The sequence below is a fragment of the Paeniglutamicibacter sp. ZC-3 genome, from assembly GCF_025847175.2.
GTDB lineage: Bacteria > Actinomycetota > Actinomycetes > Actinomycetales > Micrococcaceae > Paeniglutamicibacter > Paeniglutamicibacter sulfureus.
Map to the genome: position 1 here is coordinate 68104 of NZ_JAOYTG010000013.1, position 21164 is coordinate 89267.

Consider the following 21164-nt stretch of genomic DNA (forward strand, 5'->3'; position numbering starts at 1 on the left):
GCCTCCGGCCTGTTGTGCTAGGACTTCACGGAGTCGTTAGCGGGCTCCCGTCGTGAAGGACCATGTGGTGGCCGCGAGCGCGTTGCCGCGGGCATCCTTGATGCCGTTGGAGAGCCGAACCGTGTAGCGGCTTCCCGCAGCCAGGCTGGCCTTGGGATTCAGCGTGGCCGTGCGAGTCGTGGCGTTGTAGCTAACCACTGCCCCGACCGTTGCGCCGGCCCGGTTTGTCAACTTCACCGTGGTGGTGTTGATGCCGGAGACAGGCTCGCTGAACTTCGCCGTGACATTGGTGGCACGAGCCACGTTGGTGGCGTTGACTGCCGGGCTGCGCCCGGTGACCCTTGGCGCCGGATCGGTGGTGAACGCCCACGTCGTGGCCGTCAGCGGGTTCCCGCGGACATCCTTGATGCCGCTGGAAAGCCGCACCGTGTACCGGGTTCCCAAGGCCAGGCTGGCCGTCGGATTCAGCGTGGCGGTGCGCGTGGTGGCGTTGTAGCTCACTGCAGCCGCCACCTTGGCGCCGGTGGGGGAGGTCAGCCACAGGTTGGTGGTGTTGACCCCGGAGACCGCCTCGCTGAACTTCACGGTGACATTGGTGGTGCGTGCCACGTTGGTGGCATTGGCCGCCGGTGTCCGTCCGGTGATGGTCGGCAGCGGATCGGTGGTGAAGGACCAAGTGGTGGCCGTCAGCGGGTTGCTGCGGGCGTCCTTGATGCCGTTGGAGAGCCTAACCGTGTAACGGGTGCCCGCGGCCAGGGTGGCCGAGGGGTTGAGCGTGGCGGTGCGCGTGGTGGCGTTGTACGTCACGGCTGCCGCGACGTTGGTTCCCGCCGGGTTCGTCAGCCGCACGGTGGTGGTGTTGATGCCGGTGACGGGTTCGCTGAACTTCACCGCCACATTGGTGGTGCGTGCCACGTTGGTGGCATTGGCCGCCGGCGTCCGACCTGTGACGGTTGGCAGCGGATCGGTGGTGAAGGACCACGTGGTGGCCGGCAGTGCGTTGCCCCGGGGGTCCTTGATGCCCGCGCCCAACGAGACCGTGTAACGGGTGCCGGCGGCCAGGGTGGCCGTCGGGTTCAGCCTTGCCAGGCGCGTTGCCGCGTCAAAGGTGACAACTGCCGACACCGCGGCACCGGTCGAGGTGGTCAACCGCATATTGGTGGCATTGACCCCGGTCATGACCTCGCTGAACCTTACGTCCACGTTGCCGGTGCGTGCCACGTTGGTGGCATTCACCGCCGGTGTCCGGCCGGTGATCACCGGTGCCGCATCCGTGGTGAAGGTCCACGCGGTGGCCGGAAGCAGACTGCCGCTCGCATCGTGGATGGCGTTGGACAGGGACACTTTGTAAGTGGTGCCCAGGGCCAGGTTGGCCGTCGGATCTAGGGTTGCCGTGCGGGTCGCTGCGTCATAGGAAATGGTGGCCGGGACTGCGGTCCCTGCGGCCGTTGCCAGTGTCACGGTGGTTGCATCGATTCCGAGAACGTCTTCGCTGAATGTCGCCGAGACAGTGTTTCCGAGGGGGATATCCACAGCGTTGGCAACGGGTGTCCGCGCCGTGACGGCCGGTGCCACATCGGTGGTGAACGACCACGAAACCGGTGCCAGGGCGTTGGCGCTCGCATCCTGGATGCCGGCGGTCAGCGACATCGTGTAGACGGTGTTATTGGCCAGGCTTGCCGACGGATCGACGGTAACGGTGCGGGTTGCCGCGTCATAGCTGATGGTCGATGCGACCACCGTGCCGTCCGCATGCGTCAGGCGCACATTGTTCGGGTTGAATCCGGCGACGGACTCGCTGAACGACGCGGTGATGTTCGCCGCCACGGGAATGCCGGTGGCGGCGGCGGCCGGGGCCTGGGCGGTCATCAAGGGAGCCGTCACGTCGTTGGGATTGAGCGGCGGTTCCGTTCCATCGCTGGAAATCTTCCCTTGGAGACCAAACAGATTCGTGGACAGGTTCACTCCTCCGCCGGTGACCGAGAAGGCGTTGGTGCCGAAGGGGCTTCCGGTCACGGTGTGCTCCGCGTCGGGGTTCCCCAGGTAGCCGTCCGGCGCTGCCGGGGCCTGGGCCGGATCCCACTTCAGGAATGGGCCGATATTGCTCTTGAGCGGCGTGGTGAAGTTTTCTATTGCAGGGGAAATGTCTTCAACGAGTTTGCCGTCCCCGGCTGCATCGGTATCGAGGGTCAGGCTGCCGTAGGGATGAGTGAACGTCAACGTCGTGTTGGCGGGTCCGTCCTTGACCACCACGCGTTGTCGGCCGAAAACGACCTGGTCTCCGGCCTGGACGGCGTTGGCGAAGGCCGCCTCGAGTCCAAGGACCAAAACGGCGCTTCCCCCGCCGGGGAATTCCAATTCGCTGGACGCCAGCATGTAGAAGGCTTCGTCCGGGAAATTGTCGGGGAAGGTAATCGGTGCCTCTGCGTTCGGGACGTCACCGGGAAGGAATCCGCACAGGGGATTCAAGGCGTCAAGACATAGCTCAAGGCGGGTGCCGGCACTGTCCTGGTAGAAACTGGGAAAACCGGTATCCGTGTTGACGGGACCCACGGCCACGATTCCCCCGGGGTTCTTGACGATGACCTGGGTTGCCGCCTGGGCGGGGGTATGCATGCCCAGTGCCAGAAGCCCGATCGTCGTAATCGCAATTTTTCTTTGAAGGTTTCTTGGCGCCGCAGTGTGCCGCCCCGAGCTCCTGAGTTGGTTGGATTTCATGTTGACTCCTCAGCCGATCCGAAAGGTATGGCAACTGTGCGTGTAACACCTTAGGGAAACCTTGGGCACGTCACTCCGCAAATAAGCGTGTCAAGTGCGGTTTTCGCGAACGCCAAGGAATGGGGCACCGGGAGGCCGGGAACGTTGTTTTTCATGCGTCCAAGGCCGAGACGGTGTTGCCGGCCACCGCAGTGGAGACCACGGGGATCGAGCTTGTTTGGACCCGGCGGAGCATTCGCCCGGGATATACCGTGTCGGGTATTCGCAACGGTTCCGTGTACACGGCCCGACAAGAGGGGGAACGGGGAGAGGTCGACCGGGATGACGAAGATGACAGGGGTGCAAGCGGCAGTGGCCTTTCTTGGTCACAGGCCAGGGCCGTCGAAGACCAATCTCTCCGCTGGTGCCATATCGCCCGATCATGGGAACCCGCCGGGGATCGCACGCGAGGTTTCCGGCTTGGGGAAACCGTGACGCTCGCGTGCGCCGCACCGTCGGTGCCATTCCGTGCCCGGGATTCGTTGGGTGGGGGAGTCCTCGAATCCCAGGCCGGACGGTTTTCCTGAAGGCCTTGGGTATGGGCCCGCGGGCCTCGAATCTGTTCGAAGCCCCATGTCAACCGTGAAGGAATCCTTGCAGCCAAACCCTATGAAAAGGTATTGGTCTCGTGCCCGATCGGCGTCGCGGGGTTGCCGGACACGGAAAAGGGGAGGTCGTGGGCCGTCGCCACGGTGGGCGACGGTCCACGACCTCCCCCCAGTCGCTGTTGTGCGCGGGGCCCGGAGCCTATTCCTCCAGCAACGAGTCCTGGATGGCAACCCGGCGGGAGGACTCGACCTCGACCACCCCGGAATCGGCAAAGGGCTTGCTGTCCTCGGTGGGCGCGGCCAGCGGCGCGCGCGTGGAGCTGCCGGGCAGCGGCAATCCTCCGTTTGGCGAGAGTGCGGCCTCCGCCGGGGACGCTTCGGTCGCCGGGGTGCCGCCGAGCAAGTCGACGCCCTGCGCCAGGGGGACACCGGAGCCGTCGCGCTTGGCGTACTCGGTGGGCAGCGCACGCACCACGCCGGCGGCGGAGGATGCCCGGGCAGGACCTGCCCCGGCATAGGCAAGCTCCAGATGGTCCTCGCCCTTCAGGAAGCGGTGCGCCCGCACCCCGCCGGTTGCCCTGCCCTTGGCCGGGTACTCGGCGAAGTCCGTGACCTTCACCGAATGCGAGGCGGTGCCGGGCAGGGTGTTGGATCCGGTGGCAATCGAGACGAAGACGGGTGCCTGCGCGGCTGCCTCGACGACGCCGAAGAAGATCACGCTGTCGTCGGAAGCCAGCTTGATGCCGGCCATGCCGCCGGCGGTGCGGCCCTGGGGGCGCACGGCGGAGGCCGCAAAGCGCAGCAGCTGGGCGCCGCGGGTGGCGAAGACCAGGTCCGCGTCGTCGGGTCCCACGGCGGCGCCCACCACGGTGTCGCCATCCTTGAGCGTGATGGCTTCCCATTCGTCGCGGTTCAACGGGTAGTCGGGGCTCAGCCGCTTGACGACGCCGTTCGCGGTGCCAAGGGCCACCACCGCATCCAGCGGAACCAGCGCGACCATCTTCTCGCCCTTGGCCAGCTGGGCGAATTCGGCCACCTTCACCCCGCCGGTCAGCTGCGGGAAGCCGTGGGCCGGGGGCAGCAGCGGCAGGTCCACGACCTGCAGGCGCAGCATCCGCCCGGTCGAGGTGATCCCGCCGATTTCGCCGCGGGCGCTGGTCGCCACCACGGAGGCGAGCACATCGTGCTTCACCCGCGCACCGGCACCGTCCAACGGGTCGGCCGATCCGGTGCGGGCCACCTGCCCGGTGGCCGAAAGCAACACCCGGCACGGATCGTCGGCGATCTCCAGGCTCATCGGCGCCGCCTTGCCGGTGCCCACCGCCGCGGGCATCGAGGTGCCCTTCAGCGGGGATCCCGACTCGGACTCCAGCAGCACCGTGCGGCGCGGGGTGGCGAACTTCTCGGCCATGTCGGCCAGCTCGCCGGAGACCAGCTCGCGCAGCAATTCATCGGAGTCCAGGATCGCCCGCAACTCATCGATGGCCGCGCGCAGCTCCTCGGCCTCCTTCTCCAGTTCAATCCGGGAGAACTTGGTCAGCTGGCGCAGCCGCAGTTCCAGGATGTGGTTGGCCTGCAACTCGGACAGGTCGTAGATCGTCATCAAGCGCTCGCGCGCCTGGGCCGTCTCGTCCGAGGACCGGATGATGGCGATGACCTCGTCGATGTCGACGATCGCAATGAGCAGGCCCTCGACCAGGTGCAACCGGTCAAGCTTCTTCGCCAGCCGGTGCTCGGTGCGCCGGCGAACCACCAGCAGGCGGTGCTCGACGTAGACGGTGAGCAGCTCCAGCAGTCCCATGGTGCGCGGCTGGCCCTCGACCAGGGCGACGTTGTTGATGCCGAAGGAATCCTCCATCGGCGTGAACTTGTACAGCTGGGACAACACCGCGTTGGGGTTGAAGCCGTTCTTCAGCTCGATGACCAGGCGCAGGCCGTGGTTGCGGTCGGTGAGGTCGACCACGTCGGCGATGCCGGTGAGCTTCTTGGAATTGACCGCGTCCTTGATCTTCTCGATGACCTTTTCCGGACCGACCATGTAGGGCAGCTCGGTGACCACCAGGCCCTGCCGGCGGGCGGTGATCTGTTCCAGCTCCACCTTGGCCCGGGTCTTGAAGGTTCCGCGGCCGGCCCGGTAGGCGTCACGGATGCCGTCGAGTCCCACGATCTTGCCGCCGGTGGGCATGTCGGGGCCCGGGATGAACTTCGTGATGGCTGCCAGGTCGGCGTCCGGGTGGGCGATCAGGTGCCGGGCGGCGGCGATGACCTCGCCGAGGTTGTGCGGTGCCATGTTGGTGGCCATGCCCACGGCGATGCCGGTGGTGCCGTTGACCAGGAGGTTCGGGAAGGCCGCGGGCAAGACCGAGGGCTGCATGAACTGGTTGTCGTAGTTCGGGACGAAGTCCACGACGTCCTCGTCCAGGTTCGCCGTCATCGCCACCGCGGAGGCCCCCAGCCGGGCCTCGGTGTAGCGGGGAGCCGCGGGACCGTCATCCAGCGAGCCGAAGTTTCCGTGTCCGTCGATCAGCGGCAGGCGCAGCGCGAAGCCTTGGCTCATGCGCACCATCGCGTCGTAGATCGCTGTGTCGCCGTGCGGGTGCAGCTTGCCCATGACCTCGCCGACCACCCGGGCGCTCTTGACATGTCCCTTTTCCGGGCGCAGGCCCATCTCGGACATCATGAACAAGATGCGTCGCTGCACCGGCTTGAGTCCGTCGCGGGCATCGGGCAGGGCGCGGGAGTAGATCACCGAGTAGGCGTACTCCAGGAAGGATCCCTCCATTTCCTTGGTCACATCGATGTCTACGATGTGCTCCACGAAGTCCGCGGGCAGTGGTTCGGGCTTTTTGCGCGCCATATTTGGTGTGAATCCTCGATTCGGTACTGATGCCTGTCCTTGGGCAAGGGCAGGTTTCATCTCTAGCTGCGGTCCCGGCGCGTCGATCCAAGTGCTCTTCGGACGCCGACCGCTAGGCTAAGCCTATGGTGGATGGTCGTAAACCCGGTGAATATCCGTCCCATTGGGAAGCAGACGTTGTCCTGCGCAACGGATCCACGGCACATCTACGCCCGATTCAACCAAGCGACGCCGACAATTTGCAAAAAATGCACCGCGGGCAATCCGAAGCCTCGGTCTACATGCGCTATTTTACGTACAAATCCTCGCTCACCGCCAAAGAGCTCAAGCGCTTCACCGAGGTCGACCACGTCAACAGGGTGGCCTTCGTCGTGATCCGGGGCGAGGACATTATCGGTGTGGGGCGTTATGACCGGCTTGATGACCCCACCGACGCGGAGGTGGCCTTCAACATCTCCGATGCCTACCAGGGCATGGGCGTGGGCTCGATCCTGTTGGAGCACTTGGCCGCGGCCGCACGCGAAAACGACATTGAGAGTTTCTCCGCGGAGGTCCTTCCCGAAAACCGTAAGATGCTCACGGTCTTCGCCGAGGCCGGCTATGCGGTCAAGCGGCACTTCGACGAGGGCGTGGTGATGCTCGAATTCCCCATCGACCCCACGGAAAAGTCCCGCGCCGTGATGGAATCGCGCGAACACCGCGCCGAGGCCAAGTCGCTGGCCGGGCTGCTGGCCCCCGGATCCATCGCGGTCATCGGAGCCAGCCGCGAATGGGGCACCGTCGGGCACACGCTGCTGCACAACATCATCGAGGGCGGGTTCACCGGTGCCGTCTACGGCGTGAACCCGCAGGCCTTCGAGCTCGGCGGCATGCGCAGCTACGCCACGCTGGCCGAGATCCCGGGTCCCGTCGACCTGGCCGTCATTGCCGTCCCGCAGGACCAGATCCACCAGGTCATCACGCAGTGCGCCCATGCCGGGGTCAAGGGGCTGCTGATCGCCACGGGAGGCTTCGAGGCGGACGGCGAGGCTGGGCTGTCCCGCCAGCGCGAACTGGTCCGGCTGGCGCGGGCCAACGGGATGCGCGTGATCGGCCCCGCATCCCTGGGCCTGGTGAACACCGACCCCGCGACCTCCATGAACGCCTCCCTCGCCCCCGGCATGCCCCAGCAGGGAACCTTGGGGCTTTTTAGCCAATCCGCCGCCATCGGGGTGCTGCTCTACGCGGCCTCCGTGCGCCGCGGCGTCGGGGTGTCCTCCATTGTTTCGGCGGGCAACCGGGCGGATGTCTCGGGAAACGACGCCATGCAGTTCTGGGAAGACGATCCCGCCACCCGCGCAGTGGGCCTGTACCTCGAGTCTTTCGGCAACCCGCGCAAGTTCTCCCGCATCGCCCGCCGACTCTCGCACTCGAAGCCCGTGATCGTGGCCAAGTCCGATGTCATGGGGCTGCGGCTGCCGCCGGGCCACGCGGTGCGCACCACCCAGGCGCCCACGGCGGCGGTGGACGCGATGCTGCGCCAATCCGGGGTGATCCGGGTGCGCACCAACGAGGAATTGATGGAAATCGCGCAGGTGGTGGCTGCCCAGCCGCTGCCGGCCGGTCCAGGGATCGCGGTGTTGTCCAACTCCGCGGCGTTGGCCTCCGTGGTCGCCGACGCCGCCGAGCAGAACCACCTCGATGTGGTTGCCTCGGATGCTGGGGTGCACCTGGGGGATGGCCAGTCCCGGGCGCTGCCGCGGCTTGCCGCGGCCCTGGCCACGGCGCTGGAAAACACCGAAGTGCATTGCGGGATCGTCACCTTGCTGCCGGAGCCGGGGCTTTCCAACCAGGCGCTGGCCCGGTGCATCCGCGAGGCGGCAGCTGAGGCGGGCAAGCCCGTGGTGGCAGTGTTCACCGGCCTCATGGATCCCGTGGCCACTGTCGACGGGCTGCTGGATGCCGGGATCCACCCGGATGGCGGCAACTACGGACTGCCCTGCTATTCCAGCCCCGGGGTCGCCGTCAACGCCCTGGCGGCGGTCGTCCACTATGCGCGCTGGGTCGCCCGGGAACAGGGAGAGGTCATCGAGCCGCCGGGCATCGACGTGCCTGCCGCCGCCGACTTCATCGAGCAGGCCCTGGACACCGTGGAGGGCGTGGACCTGCTGCACCTGTCAAAGGGACAGGCAGCCGAACTTTTGGGCCACTACGGGATCGGGGTGCTTGAATCCTCGGGCTTCGAAACCGCCGACGAGGCGGTTGCCGCTGCCGGACGGCTGGGCTGGCCGGTTGCGCTCAAGGCCCGCGACGAGCACCTGCGCCACCGGCTGGACCTCGGCGGGGTCAGGCTGAATATCACCGACGAGGCCTCGCTGCGCTCCAATATCGGGCACATGCGCGAGATCCTGGCGACGTATGCGGCGAAGGACCTCGAGGTCCAATCCATGGCCCCGGCAGGGCAGGGCTGCGTGGTCAGGGCCGTCGAGGACCCGTTGCTGGGCCCGGTGGTGTCCTTCGGCCTGGCTGGCGACGCGGTGAACCTGCTCGACGACTGGGCGCACGGCACCCCGCCGCTGACAAACACCGACCTTTCGGACCTGGTGGCTGCCCCGCGGGCCTCGGCCCGACTGCGCGGCTACCAGGGACTTCCCGCAGTGGACCTGGGTGCACTGGAAGACCTGTTGAACCGCGTGGCCACCCTGAAGGACAACCACCCGGAGGTGTCCCTGCTGGAAATCAACCCGGTCATGGCCACCGCCAACGGCACGACGGTGCTGGCGGTCGAGATCTGGCTGGGCAACCCGGAGCAGCGCACCGATTCCGCACGCCGGGCCATGAGCCACTGAGCCGGCATCGCGGCAGCGGCGTACACCACACCCAGACCTCCCGGTTCGTCCCCTTGGGTAGACTGGTAGGCATGACCCCCCTTTCTTCGGCCACGGGCCCCGACCTGCAAGCTGACCTCGACCGTGCCGGGTTCTACCCGAAAATGGTTGCCGACATCATCGACGAGGCACTCGATGGGCGGGAGACCGGCGCGCACCTGGTGCATCTGGAGACCCACTTCGACCAGCACGAGGTCCACCGGCACATCACCGTTTTGGTGCTGGCCGAGGACGTGCTGCTGGTGGCCCACGTCGATGACCAGCAGCTGGACGAGAAGGGCAAGGAAGTCATGGCCCAGGTCTCCACCGAGCTGGTCCAGCTCTCCAAGGTCACCACCGTGGCCACCAGTTACGTATACCACCAGCCGCAGAACTACAGCACCGGCGACATGGTCAAGGAATTGACCCTGGGCATCGCCTGGGCCGGTGCCCAGCGGATCGACCTGGCCCCGGCCGGTTGCGCCGACCCCGCCTGCGACGCCGACCACGGTTACACCGGCACCTCCCAGCAGGAGGACCTCGTGCTACGCGTGAGCGCCGAGGCCGACGGCGTCAATGCCGTGACCGCCGCCCGCGGCTTCGCAAAGTCAATGCGCCGTGCCTCGGCCCCTCGCGGCGCCGATGCGTCCCGCCCCGTGGCCGCGGGACCCGCCGCCGAGGTGCGCGGACGCGTCGGCTCGCGCTTCGGCCGAAACACCCACCAGGGCTAAGGCCACAAGGGAGAACACCGCCTCGTGGCAACCAGCACCCGCAGAACCCCTGCCACCGCCTTGCCGGCGGCCCCTCCGTATGGAAGCAAGACCATCGCCGAGTTGCTGCCCAGCGCGGCGGCGGCACTGGGAGTCAAGGGCTTCGAGAACGCCCTGGGGCTTCCGACGGCCAACCGCATCTGTGTGGTGATGGTCGACGGCTTGGGCAAGGCCCTGCTCAAGGCCCGGGGGGGACATGCCCCGTTCCTGCGCAAGCTCATGGAAACCTCGCAGACCCTGCACGCTTCCTTCCCCTCCACAACCGCCGCCTCGCTGACCTCCATGGGCACCGGCCTGCCGCCGGGGCAGCACGGGATCGTGGGCTACGACGCGGTAGACCCCGAACGCCGCCGCGTCGTGAACCAGTTGGGCGGCTGGCCCAAGGACCTGGACCCGCTGTCCTGGCAGCCGCACCGGACGGTGTTCGAACAGGTGGCGGCGGCCGGGGTGCACACCGCCACGGTGTCCCTGTCCCAATTCAGGGATTCGGCCCTGACCAAGGCAGCACTGCGCGGCCCCGAATTCACCGCGGCGGAGTCTCCGCACGCACGGGTGCGCGCCACCTGCGAGATCCTCGCGGCCAATCCCCGCTCCCTGGTGTACTGCTACTTCAACGAGCTGGACAAGGCAGGGCACCGGCACGGCAAGGCATCGGCACAATGGGGAAACGCGCTGGAGGACCTGGACTCGGTCATGCGCACCCTGGCCGCACGGGTCCCGGCCGGCACGTTGCTGCTGCTGACGGCTGACCACGGCATGGTCGACGTGGACGAGAAATGGCGGATCGACTACTCCGAGTTTCCTGAGCTGGTGGACGGGGTCGAACTGACCTCCGGCGAGCCGCGAGGGGCGCAATTGCATTTCCACGCCCAGACCCCGCCGGCCCAGAGGGAGGCGGTGGCCGAGGCATGGCGGGAACGCTTTGGGTCCAAGGCCTGGGTGCTCGGCCGCGACGAGGCCATCGACCTGGGCCTGTTCGGGCCGGTGGATGACCGGGTGCGCGAACGCATCGGGGACCTGCTCATCCTGTCCGCGGAGGACATTGCCTTCCTCGACGGGCGGAGGGTCAAGCCCGCCGCATTCACGATGATCGGGCAGCACGGCTCGCTGACCCGCGCCGAGTGCGAGGTTCCGCTGCTGACCCTGGCGCGCCCGGCCGGGAAATAGCACCCAACAGCAAAGGTCCGGTTTTTGGCATCAAATCCTTGCCAAAAACCGGACCTTTCCCGTGGGTGCAGCGCCTACGTGGAGTCAGTCGTTGTTGTTGCGCCGGCCGAAGACGATCTCGTCCCAGCTGGGCACCGAGGAACGCTTGGCCTTTTTCTTGCCACCGGCCTCATCGTCGTGGGCACCGGCTTCCGACCCCTCTGCCGATTCCCCCTTGTCAGGGGTTTCCGGGCGAAGGTTCGGCACCAGGGAAATGGTCGTGGTTCTTGAGCTGACGCCGTCATAGAGTCGGGGCAGGCCGTCGTCCTGCGGCGCGGGGCCAGCCAGACGCGGGTCGTCCTCCGGGTGAGGGGAGCGTGAAAGCATGGCGGCCAGCGCGTCGTCGCCCTCTTCGTCGAGTCCCAGGCGCTGCCCGCGGCGGGCGCTGAGCGCGTCAAGGAGCTGTTCCGAGTCGGCCACGGCTGCCTCAAAGTCGACGTCGTCCCCGTCGGCCTCGACGTCGAAGGGATCGTCCGCGACGGCCGTCAGTCGGCGGGCACCCACCGGCGCGTCGAGCGGTTCCAGCTCGCTCAGGACCTGGGCCCAGCGATTGGCGTTCTGCAGCGATTTGCGGTTCGGGTGGAACGACCAGCGCGCGACGGATTCCTCGGAACCGGCGTCCAAGGCGATGCTGGCGTCGGATTCGGGCAAATCGAAGGTTGCCACGACCTCCCAGGAACCATCTGCCTCGCGCCAGGCGTCCCAGGCCAGGGATTCGGTGTCTATGCCCATCGAGTGGATTCGATAGGCGACCATTTCGCCGAGGTTGGCCGGTTCCTCGCCGAAGATGCTGCGGTAGCCGTCATGGGTCTGCGGGGCGGAAACCTCCACATTGCGCGCCTGGGAGGCAATGTATTCGCGTTCGGCCAGCACCGGACCCTCGTAGCGCATGATGCGCTCCAAGGACATGCCGGAAACGGCCGCCACGTCCTCTGCCGTGGCGCCGGAACGGATCCGGGCCTGGATGTCGCGGGGTGACAACGGCGCGGCTTGCGCCTCCGAACGATCGGCCCGGGCTGCTCGAGTCAATGCACTTCGCAGCGCTTCATCGACGGGCAGCACAAAACTGTTCCCGTCGTCGCTGCTCAGGTGCAGGCTCTCACCGTTCTCGTGGATTCCCACCAGTCGGAGTTGACGCATGACTATCCTCCACAAACCGTCGTGTTGTGACTAAAACTTTGCCACCTGCGGGGGCAAATACCTAAGAGGTGCCTTGGTGTGGCGCGGACCGGCTTCATGATTATTCCCACCAAGCCCGAAAACGCGCGTAAAAACGGGTAAAAAATCCCGTCTTTGGACCCGAAGGTGCAATGATGAACAGTCGGTTCCCGCCCGGGCACAAAAAAGCATGATTCTGCGTTGAAGCATAAGCGCATGAATTTGCGTGGATTGACCCGCGGGACCGGAACCGGTCCCGGGACGACCCAAGACGAACAACAGCTTGAACCAAGCGGAGTGTGAAGCAGCAATTATGGCAACCGACTACGATGCACCTCGGAAGCATGCCGAAGACGATGAGAAGCCCGAGGCCCTGCCCGAGCTGAAGGCCCAGCGCAGCACGAACACCAACGCCTCGAATCTCATCGATGAAGACGAGGCGGCCCTGGCCGACAGCTATGAGCTGCCGGGTGCCGACCTGTCGGGCGAAGAACTCGCGGTCATGGTGATGCCGGCGCAGGCGGACGAGTTCACCTGTGCGTCCTGTTTCCTGGTGCGGCACCGTTCGCAGATCGCCCTGCAGAAGGACGGCCTGCTCTACTGCACCGACTGCGAGGGCTAGCCACAACACAACGCCCGCCACCCCCTCAATCCCCGCACAAGCGGGAGCAGGGGGATGGCGGGCGTTTTTGTGCCTCGGTGGATTGGCGCCTAGGCGGTGCCGGATTCCTCCGCGGCATCGGGGGAGTTGCCATCCTGCGCCTCGGGGTTCTCCACGGGCTCGCGGTACTGCACCATGACGCCGCCCAGGGCGGCGGTGAGTTCCTCGGGACGGCGGGTCGAAGCCAGCCAGTACGGGGTGGAGTCGCGCTCGTCGGTGATCTGGATGCGCACCACCGGGTCGATCCAGCCGCGGATGCACATGAAGGCGATGCCGTTCAGGCCCGGACCGCGCTGGTGGTAGGCCGCCGCGCCGCGGTAGCCGGTGACATCGCCAACGAATTCACGTTCGATGGTGGCACGTCCCACGGTCAGCGTTTCGTCGCGGACCTCGATCTTCGGGGTGCTCATGACCAGGGCGAAGGAGATCAGGCCCAGGGCGACGACGCCGGCCACGACTCCCCAGCCCAGTCCCACCGGGATGAACGCGATGGCGGCGGTGGCGCCAAGGCCCAGCGTCACGACCCAGATCCACCATGCGGGCCACAGCTTTTCGCTGAAGTGGACGGGGGCAGGTTGCATCGGTGAAGGGTTCTCGGCCATACCCTCAAGCATAGGCGGTTGGGAGTCCGTACCCGGCCAGCGCCGGCGCGCCCGAGGGACTAGAGTTAATGGGAAACAGCAGTGGCCGTGCCGTGGCCAGAACCCAATCTTGAACCCCTTGGAGTGGAAAATAGATGTCCGAATCGAGAGTCGATATCGCCCTGAAAATGCTTGATCCGGACCTTCCGGCACCAAGTTATGCGCACGAGGGCGATGCGGGAGCAGATCTGTGTGCCCGCGAGGACGTGACGCTGGAGCCGGGACAACGGGCGCTGGTTCCCACCGGCGTCTCCCTGGCGCTGCCCCTGGGCTACGTCGGGTTGATCCACCCGCGTTCCGGCCTGGCCACCAAGCACGGCCTGACCGTGGTCAATGCGCCGGGGACCGTGGATGCCGGGTACCGTGGTGAGTTGAAGGTCACGTTGTTGAACACGGATGCAACCACCCCGATCGTGCTCAAGCGCGGGGACCGCATCGCCCAGCTGGTGATCCAGAAGGTCGAGCGGGCCCACTTCATCCAGGTCCAAGATCTTGACGACTCCTCGCGCGGCGCCGGCGGCTTTGGCTCCACCGGTGGTTTCGAAACCGCAAACAGCAGCCACTAGGGCCGGCCAGCGAAATCTCACGGTCGATACAGCAAGAGAGCAACTTCAATGATTTTCAAGCGTAAGAAGAAGGCCGTCGCCGAGGCGCAGCCCGAACAGACCATCGCCGGACTCAATGCCGCGGCCGCCAGCGGGACCGGGGAACCGGCGGCGGAAAAGCCTGCCAAGGCTCCAGAGGCGGAGGCCGCAGCGCAGGACGCGCCGGCGGCAACCCCGGAACGCGCGGGCGGGCCCTTTGACGGTGATGACATCGAGGACCACGAGGGCTTCCTCGACCTGGGAGCCTTGCTGATCAAGCCGGTCCCCGGCCTGCAACTTCGCCTCGAGGTCGAAGAATCCACGCAGCGCGTCATCGCCGTGGCACTGGAGATCGGTGGTTCGCGCATGCAGCTGCAGGTCTTCGCCGCACCCAAGTCCGATGAGCTGTGGCCAGGCATCTCCACCCAGATCGCCACCGGCATCGCCGACCAGGGCGGGGAAACGGAAATGGTTCCCGGCCGCTTCGGCAACGAATTGCTGGCCCGGGTTCCGCAGACAGCTCCCGACGGACGCCAAGGCCACGTGGCGCTGCGCTTCCTGGGCATCGACGGTCCGCGCTGGTTCCTCCGCGCGGTCATCGGCGGTTCGGCGCTGACGGATGCGGCCGAATCCAAGATCATGGAGGACACCCTGGCACAGGTCGTGGTGGTGCGCGGCGACACGCCGATGCCGCCGACCGAGTTGCTGTCCCTGACGGTGCCCTCCGGTGCACTGGCCCGTCCGGATGAGACCGGCGAGGCCCCCGGCACCGAGCGTCCCGAACGTGGCCCGGAAATCACCCAGATCGGCTGATTCGTTGCCCAAGGACAAAGCGGTGAAGGCCACCTGGTCGCAGCGACCGGAAGTCGCGGACGTCCGTGAGCCGGGCGAGCAGGGACCCACGGGCGTCCAGCCCCTGGCGTCCCTGGCCGAGCTTCCGGTACGCGGGCGCATCGCGCACCGCGGCTACGTCGAATCCATCACGATCCTTCCCCTGGCGCAGGCCCCGGCCTTCTCCGCGACGGTCGTTGACCACCCGGCGCCGCCCGGTGGCCGCCGAAGCGCGGTGCCGCACCTGCGGCTGGTGTTCCTGGGCCAGCGCCGGGTACCGGGACTCGTGGCAGGCTCCCGGATCAAATACGAAGGCATGGTTGCACCGCTTGATTCGGTGCCCACGGTCTTCAACCCCCGCTACGAGATCCTGCCCGAGCGCAGCTCCCGCTAGCGGTGCGCACCGCCCCCCATTCACCCTCGAGTCTTCCCAAGGACAACGGACCGCCATGAGCGAGCACAACGAACAGCAGCCCCAGCCCGAGGACGATGCGCCCGGTGCCGAGGACATGGCCCGGCGAATCGGCGCCAATTCCGGCATCGAACGCCGCGAGGACGGGCAGATCGACGTGCTCAAGACCATTGGCGGGGTGCGCGGACTCGTCGAGTCGTTGCTCCCGGGACTGGTTTTCCTGGTCATCTTCACCCTGTGGCAGCAGCTGAACACCGCGCTGATTGCCTCGGTGACCGTGGCCCTGGTGTTCACCGTGGTGCGCCTGGTGCGCCGCGGCTCCCTCACCCAGGCGCTGACCGGCCTGGCGGGCGTGGCCATCTGCGCCATCTTCTCCAGGGTCACCGGGGAGGCCAAGGACTACTACGTCCCCGGCTTCTACACGAACCTCGCCTACGGGGCGGCGTTGGTCATTTCGATCATGGTCCGCTGGCCCCTGATGGGCGTGATCTTCGGATTCATCCGCTCGGAACAAACGCATTGGCGGGAAAACAAGCTGCGCGCCAGGCAATACGACTGGGCGACCTGGATCGTGGTGGCGGTATTTGCCGCGCGTTTGGTCGTCCAATTCCCGCTGTACCTGGCCGACAACGTCCCGGCCCTGGGCGCGGCGCGCCTGGCCATGGGCGTGCCGCTCTATGCTGCGGCGCTGTGGGTTGCCTGGATGATCTCGCGGCCGCAGAAGGCGCCGGCTGGCCAACCGACACCGGACACCATCGCCTAGCCTGGCGGGCCCCCGGCTACGCGATTCGCACGCAGTCCAGTGCACCTGGCGTCCATGCCGGGACGGCGCTGGGCCGTCCCGGGGAGTGGACCGCGGTTGGCGGGGTTCGCGCCGGGGCTATTGCTCGCCGGTGGTGCGCAGCACGGTGCGCAACTCGTCCTCAGCCACGATCGTGGTCACGAAGAACAACTCGTCCCCGCCCTCGATGACATCATCCTGGCTGGGCGCCAGTGGGATGTCATCGCGCAGGATCGCCACCACCGTGGCCTCATTGGGCCACGACACCGAGCCCAGGGTCCGCCCGATCAGCGCCGAATCGTGCGGGACGGTGAACTCCACCATCGAAACCACGCCCGATTGCAGGGTCATCAGGCGCACCAGGTCGCCGATCTCCACCGCCTCCTCGACCAGGGCCGTCATCAGCCGCGGGGTGCTCACCGCGACGTCGACGCCCCAGGCGTCGTCGAACATCCAGTCGTTCTTCGGGTTGTTCACCCGGCCGACGGTGCGTCCGACGCCGAATTCGCTCTTGGCCAGCAGCGATACGACCAGGTTCACCTTGTCGTCTCCCGTGGCCGAGACAACCACGTCGACTTCCTCGAGCTTGGCTTCCTTGAGCACAGAGAGTTCGCAGGCGTCGCCGAAGAGCCAGCGGGCGCCCTGCACCCCGGCCCGCGAAACCACCTCGGGCTTCTCGTCGATGAGCAGCACCTCGTGCCCGTGGCTGATCAATTCCTTGGCAATGGAGCTGCCCACGGACCCTGCTCCGGCAATCATGACCTTCATTACGTGTTTTGCTCCGTGATTGGTTTGGGGGCGACCGAGAGGACCTTCTCAATGTCCTTGTCGGCGTTGACGGGCATCATCGCGTGCACGATGTCGCCCTGCTGCAGCCGCATGCCGGGAACCGGCAGCACGCCCTCGCCAAAGCGCGAGAGGTAGGCGATGCGGATCGGGGCGGCCGCCTCGAGCTCCTCGAGCCCGTAGCCGTACCAGCCCTCGTGGATGTTCACCTCGCCGAGGATCAACCGGCCGGAGGCCTCGCGGAAGTCGCCGTGAAGCGAATGTTCGGGCAGGATCCGGCGCAAAACCTGGTCAGAGCTCCAGCGCACCGCAGCCACCGTGGGGATGCCAAGGCGCTGGTAGATCTCCGCCCGCCCCGGGTCGTAGATGCGGGCCACTACGTGCGGGACGTGATAGGTCTCGCGGGCCACCCGGGTGGCCAGGATATTGGAGTTGTCGCCGCTGGAGACCGCGGCAAAGGCGTAGGCCTCCGCGATCTTCGCCCGTTCCAGGGTTTCGCGGTCGAATCCGACGCCGGAGACCTTGAGTCCGGAGAAGCTGCGGCGCAGGCGGCGGAATGCGCGGTCGTCCTGGTCGATGATCGCCACCGAGTGCCCGGCGTCGTCGAGCGTGTGGGCCAGGGTCACGCCCACCCGTCCGCAACCCATGATGACGAAGTGCGCCATGATCCATCCTTCTTGTTCCCGCCGAGGTGCCTGCGGTCCTCCGTGGCACGGTTCATTCCCCAGTGTTTCACGGTTAGGGCCCCCGATGCGGGATTCTTCACGTCGCCCGCGACGGTGTGGTGTATGACAGGTGCGGGCAAAGGGGGCTAGCTTTGGATCGTGCTTTCATTCCTTGACGCGTTGAAACGGATCCTGGTGGGGCGCCCCTTCAGGACCGAGCGCCTGAAGGAGGCCCCGCTGCGCAAGCGCCTTGCGCTGCCCATCTTTTCGGCCTCTGCTCTCTCCTCAATTGCCTATGCACCTGACGAGGTGATCCTCACCCTCGCGCTGGCGGGGCTGGGAGCCATGGCTTTCTCGCCCTCGGTGGGTCTTGCCGTCATGGTCGTGATGCTTGTCATCATCGCCTCCTACCGCCAGTCCGTGAAGGCCTACCCCTCGGGCGGCGGCGACTACGAGATCGCCTCCGTGAACCTGGGCCCACGGGCCGGGACCACGGTGGCAGCTGCCCTCCTGGTCGACTTCGTGCTCACCGTGGCGGTGTCCATTTCCTCCGCCTCGCACTACGTCATCGCCGCATTCCCGGCGTTGGACGGAAGCCAGGCATGGTTCGCCACCGCCGGGGTCGTGGTGCTGACGGTGCTGAACCTGCGCGGGCGGGGCCGGTCCAAGATGGGCACCGCTGCACCCGTCTACTTGTTCATCGGCGTGGTCCTCGTGATGCTCGCAGCCGGCGGGATCCTTGCTGCCACCGGCACGCTGGGGACCGCCCCCAGTGCCGGCTTCGAGGTGGTTCCCGACCCCGACTATCCGCACGGGCTCACCGGTCTGGCCGGGGTGCTGCTGGTGCTGCGCGCGTTCTCCACGGGATCCGCCGCGCTCACCGGGGTCGAGGTCCCGATCTCCAACGTCCACAAGCTTGCGGCCCCCAAGGCCCGCAATTCGGCTGCGGTGTTGCTGCTGCTGGGCCTATTCGCCGGCGCATTGACCCTGGGGACCATGTACCTGGCGCGGGCAGTGCAGGTCCGCGTGGTGGAGGATCCCGCCACCGGCCTGCGCCTGGACGGCGGTCCGATCCCTGCCGACTACATCCAGCATCCGGTCCTCGGCCAAGTGGCGGAGGCCATCTTCGGCGGCGCGTCCATCGGCTTCTACCTGGTGCTGGCGGTGACGGTTGCGGTGCTGCTGATAGCCGCGCACACGGCCTTCAATTCCTTCCCCAACCTGGCCTCGCACCTGGCCACCGACGGCTACCTGCCGCGCCAGCTGCGCACCCGCGGGGACAGGCTCGGCTTCTCCAACGGCATCCTGGCCCTGGCCATCGCCGCCATCGCGTTGATCTGGGTGTTCGACGCCCACGTTCCGACCTTGATCCAGCTCTACGTGGTGGGCGTCTTCGTGTCCTTCACGCTGAGCCAGCTCGGCATGATCCGGCACTGGGGCCGCGAACTGGCCCAGACCCCGGACAAGCGCGTGCGCGCCCGCATCCACCGCTCCAGGCTGCTGAACCTCGCGGGCTTCGCGCTCACCGCCGCTGTGCTGCTCATCGTGCTGGGCACCCGGCTGGTTCACGGCGCCTGGCTGGCGGTGCTGGGCATCGCCGTGCTGTTCGCGATGATGGATTCGCTGCACCGCCACTACGTGCAGGTGGACAGGGAACTTGCCATTGGCGAGGACGAATCGGCCACCGCCCTGCCTGCCCGCGTGCACGCACTGGTGCTGGTCTCCACGCTGCGCAAGCCGGTGCTGCGTGCGGTGGCCTTCGCCCGCGCCGCGCGTCCCTCGAAACTCGATGCCATCGTGGTGGACGCCGACTCGGAGCGCACCGAGGCGACGCTGGCCCGGTGGGAGGCCCTGGGCATCCCGGTGCCGATCACGGTGCTTGCCTCCCCGTACCGGGAAATCGCCCCGCCACTGATTGAGCACATCCGCTCGATCAAGCGCGATTCACCGCGCGACCTGATCGTCGTCTACATCCCCGAATACGTGGTGGGCCGCTGGTGGGAGCAACTGGTGCACAACCAGACCGCCATGCGCATCAAGAACCGCCTGCATTACGAGCCCGGGGTCGTGGTGGCCTCGGTGCCGTGGCGCCTGGCCTCCTCCGACGCCTCCATGGACCTGGGCCCCACCGAGGAAGCCTCGGCAGGCGCCAAGCCCATGCCGCATCCAGCGGCACCCCAGATCTCCAATCCGAAAGACAAGCCATGAGCACGCACGAAAACATCCTGAAGGTGCGCCTCGACGCACCGGCCCACGGCGGCCACACTGTCGCCCGACACGAGGGCCGGGTGATCTTCGTGCGCCACGGCATTCCCGGCGAACTGGTTTCGGTCGCCGTGCGCGATGACGGCGAAAAGGCCCGTTTCTGGCGCGGCGACGTCGTCGAGGTCCACGAGGCCTCAGCGGACCGGGTACCGCATTTCTGGACCCAGGCCGACTCCCTGCACGCGGCCCCGCGCGGCATCCTGCCGGTGGGCGGCGCGGAATTCGGGCATATCGCACTGGACGCCCAGCGCCGGATCAAGGGCCAGATCTTCGTCGAGCAGATGCAGCGCCTGGGCGGCATCGACGCGGCCGAGCACGGCTTCACCGCGGTTCGCGCGCCCGAGGGCGAATCCGCCGACGGGCTGGGCTGGCGCACGCGCACGGCCTTCGCAGTGGACGCCAAGGGCCGCCTGGCCATGAGCGCCTTCCGCTCCAACGACCTGGTGCCGGTCAAGGAAATGCCGTTGGCACACCCGAAGATCAACGAGCTGGCGCTCTGGGAGCTGCCGCTGGCAGGCATCAGCCGCGTCGAGGTTGCCGTCGGATCCGGCGACGATGGCGGGGTGCTGGTGCTCTTCATCGAGGACGGAACGGTAGCCGGGGCAGCGGGCCGCGCGGCCAAGCGCCTGCCCGAGGGGACCAGCGCCGCGGCACTGACCCAGGTCGGAGGATCGGCTGCCGACGGGCGCGGTGCCCTGCAGCGCTTGCGCGGGCGGACGTGGCTTTCCGAATCGGTGGCGGGCCACGACTACCGCATCACCGGCGAAGGTTTCTGGCAGATCCACCGGTTGGCCCCCGCCACCCTGGTGGAGCGTGTGATGAGCCAGTTGGCGCCGGGCTACGGGACGCGCATCGCGGACCTCTACGCCGGGGCAGGTCTCTTCAGCGCACCGCTGGCCAAGGCCGTGGGCGACGACGGCATGCTGCTGTCCATTGAGGGAGCCCCGGGAACCAGCAAGGACGCCCTGAAGAACCTGCGTGAATTCCCCCAGGCGATCATTTCCCAGGGGCGCGTTGAAAAGACCTTGTCCAGGGAATTGAATACGCGCAAGGCCAAGCTGGATTCGATTGTGCTCGACCCGCCGCGCAACGGCGCCGGCAAAACCGCCGTTTCCGCGATGGTGCGTTCGGGCGCCAAGAAGATTTCCTACGTTTCGTGCGATCCTGCATCGTTTGCCCGTGACACTGCGGATCTCCTGGCTTCGGGGTTCCGCTTGGAAGAGGTTGATGTCATTGACCTTTATCCGCACACCCATCACATGGAAACCGTGGGACTGTTTGTCCGCCACTAGGCGTTGATATGACCCCGTCCGGCCCGAAAATGTCGGGATGGCGGGGTTTCAAGGGTGGCGGGGGATAGACTGTTTATAGCTCTGCCGCTAATAAAACACAGGTA

General features: G+C 66.8%; 16 protein-coding genes. 10 read left to right on the forward strand and 6 right to left on the reverse strand.

Going from position 1 to position 21164, the window contains the following annotated elements; translation table 11 throughout:
* Window positions 1-36: 36 nt before the first annotated feature.
* Complete coding sequence (locus OIU93_RS13755; RefSeq protein WP_264270642.1) at window positions 37-2616, reverse strand: Ig-like domain-containing protein; 2580 nt, start codon at window positions 2614-2616, stop codon at window positions 37-39.
* 888 nt (window positions 2617-3504) lie between these two features.
* Window positions 3505-6162 carry a DNA topoisomerase (ATP-hydrolyzing) subunit A gene (locus tag OIU93_RS13760; RefSeq protein WP_264270643.1) on the reverse strand — a complete coding sequence of 886 codons (2658 nt, stop codon included), beginning with the start codon at window positions 6160-6162 and terminating at the stop codon, window positions 3505-3507.
* A 125-nt stretch (window positions 6163-6287) separates the two neighbouring features.
* Here OIU93_RS13760 and OIU93_RS13765 point away from each other — a divergent pair, with 125 nt between their 5' ends.
* The 3 genes from OIU93_RS13765 (at window position 6288) to OIU93_RS13775 (ending at window position 10945) form a co-directional block, all read left to right on the forward strand.
* A complete protein-coding gene (locus tag OIU93_RS13765) occupies window positions 6288-8990 on the forward strand; it encodes a bifunctional GNAT family N-acetyltransferase/acetate--CoA ligase family protein (protein WP_264270644.1) in 2703 nt (900 codons plus the stop codon).
* 71 nt (window positions 8991-9061) lie between these two features.
* A complete protein-coding gene (locus tag OIU93_RS13770) occupies window positions 9062-9739 on the forward strand; it encodes a DUF5998 family protein (protein ID WP_264270645.1) in 678 nt (225 codons plus the stop codon).
* Between the two features lie 24 nt (window positions 9740-9763).
* Window positions 9764-10945: an alkaline phosphatase family protein gene (locus OIU93_RS13775; RefSeq protein WP_264270646.1), complete on the forward strand. Its 1182-nt coding sequence runs from the start codon at window positions 9764-9766 to the stop codon at window positions 10943-10945.
* A gap of 84 nt (window positions 10946-11029) precedes the next feature.
* Here OIU93_RS13775 and sepH read toward each other — a convergent pair whose 3' ends face one another.
* The gene (gene sepH / locus OIU93_RS13780; RefSeq protein ID WP_264270647.1) at window positions 11030-12124 is read right to left on the reverse strand and encodes a septation protein SepH; all 1095 of its coding nucleotides are present in this window, start codon (window positions 12122-12124) and stop codon (window positions 11030-11032) included.
* 331 nt (window positions 12125-12455) lie between these two features.
* On the opposite strand from sepH, the gene OIU93_RS13785 reads away from it, so the two are divergent.
* Entirely contained in the window at window positions 12456-12764 is a 309-nt protein-coding gene (locus OIU93_RS13785) for a DUF4193 domain-containing protein (protein WP_264270648.1), read from the forward strand.
* A gap of 89 nt (window positions 12765-12853) precedes the next feature.
* Here OIU93_RS13785 and OIU93_RS13790 read toward each other — a convergent pair whose 3' ends face one another.
* Entirely contained in the window at window positions 12854-13405 is a 552-nt protein-coding gene (locus tag OIU93_RS13790) for a DUF3093 domain-containing protein (RefSeq protein ID WP_264270649.1), read from the reverse strand.
* A gap of 134 nt (window positions 13406-13539) precedes the next feature.
* Here OIU93_RS13790 and dut point away from each other — a divergent pair, with 134 nt between their 5' ends.
* From dut to OIU93_RS13810, 4 genes are read left to right on the forward strand one after another with little or no spacing between them, the layout of a single operon-like run.
* On the forward strand, window positions 13540-14010 hold the full coding sequence (dut, locus tag OIU93_RS13795) for a dUTP diphosphatase (protein WP_264270650.1): 471 nt from the start codon (window positions 13540-13542) through the stop codon (window positions 14008-14010).
* A 48-nt stretch (window positions 14011-14058) separates the two neighbouring features.
* Window positions 14059-14841 carry a DUF3710 domain-containing protein gene (locus OIU93_RS13800; protein WP_264270651.1) on the forward strand — a complete coding sequence of 261 codons (783 nt, stop codon included), beginning with the start codon at window positions 14059-14061 and terminating at the stop codon, window positions 14839-14841.
* Between the two features lie 4 nt (window positions 14842-14845).
* Window positions 14846-15253, forward strand: a complete 408-nt coding sequence (locus OIU93_RS13805) for a hypothetical protein (RefSeq protein ID WP_264270652.1) — start codon at window positions 14846-14848, stop codon at window positions 15251-15253.
* Window positions 15254-15308: 55 nt separating this feature from the next.
* On the forward strand, window positions 15309-16034 hold the full coding sequence (locus tag OIU93_RS13810) for a DUF3159 domain-containing protein (protein WP_264270653.1): 726 nt from the start codon (window positions 15309-15311) through the stop codon (window positions 16032-16034).
* Between the two features lie 117 nt (window positions 16035-16151).
* Here OIU93_RS13810 and OIU93_RS13815 read toward each other — a convergent pair whose 3' ends face one another.
* Both OIU93_RS13815 and OIU93_RS13820 read right to left on the reverse strand, forming a co-directional pair.
* Window positions 16152-16820 (reverse strand): TrkA family potassium uptake protein, encoded by a 669-nt coding sequence (locus OIU93_RS13815; RefSeq protein WP_264270654.1) that lies wholly within the window; start codon window positions 16818-16820, stop codon window positions 16152-16154.
* Window positions 16820-17503 carry a TrkA family potassium uptake protein gene (locus OIU93_RS13820; RefSeq protein ID WP_264270655.1) on the reverse strand — a complete coding sequence of 228 codons (684 nt, stop codon included), beginning with the start codon at window positions 17501-17503 and terminating at the stop codon, window positions 16820-16822. Before OIU93_RS13820 ends, OIU93_RS13815 begins: the two co-directional genes overlap by 1 nt.
* A gap of 159 nt (window positions 17504-17662) precedes the next feature.
* Here OIU93_RS13820 and OIU93_RS13825 point away from each other — a divergent pair, with 159 nt between their 5' ends.
* Window positions 17663-19711: an APC family permease gene (locus tag OIU93_RS13825; RefSeq protein ID WP_264270656.1), complete on the forward strand. Its 2049-nt coding sequence runs from the start codon at window positions 17663-17665 to the stop codon at window positions 19709-19711.
* Window positions 19708-21060: a class I SAM-dependent RNA methyltransferase gene (locus OIU93_RS13830; protein ID WP_264270657.1), complete on the forward strand. Its 1353-nt coding sequence runs from the start codon at window positions 19708-19710 to the stop codon at window positions 21058-21060. The genes OIU93_RS13825 and OIU93_RS13830 overlap by 4 nt, the downstream gene beginning before the upstream one ends.
* Window positions 21061-21164 lie beyond the last annotated feature (104 nt).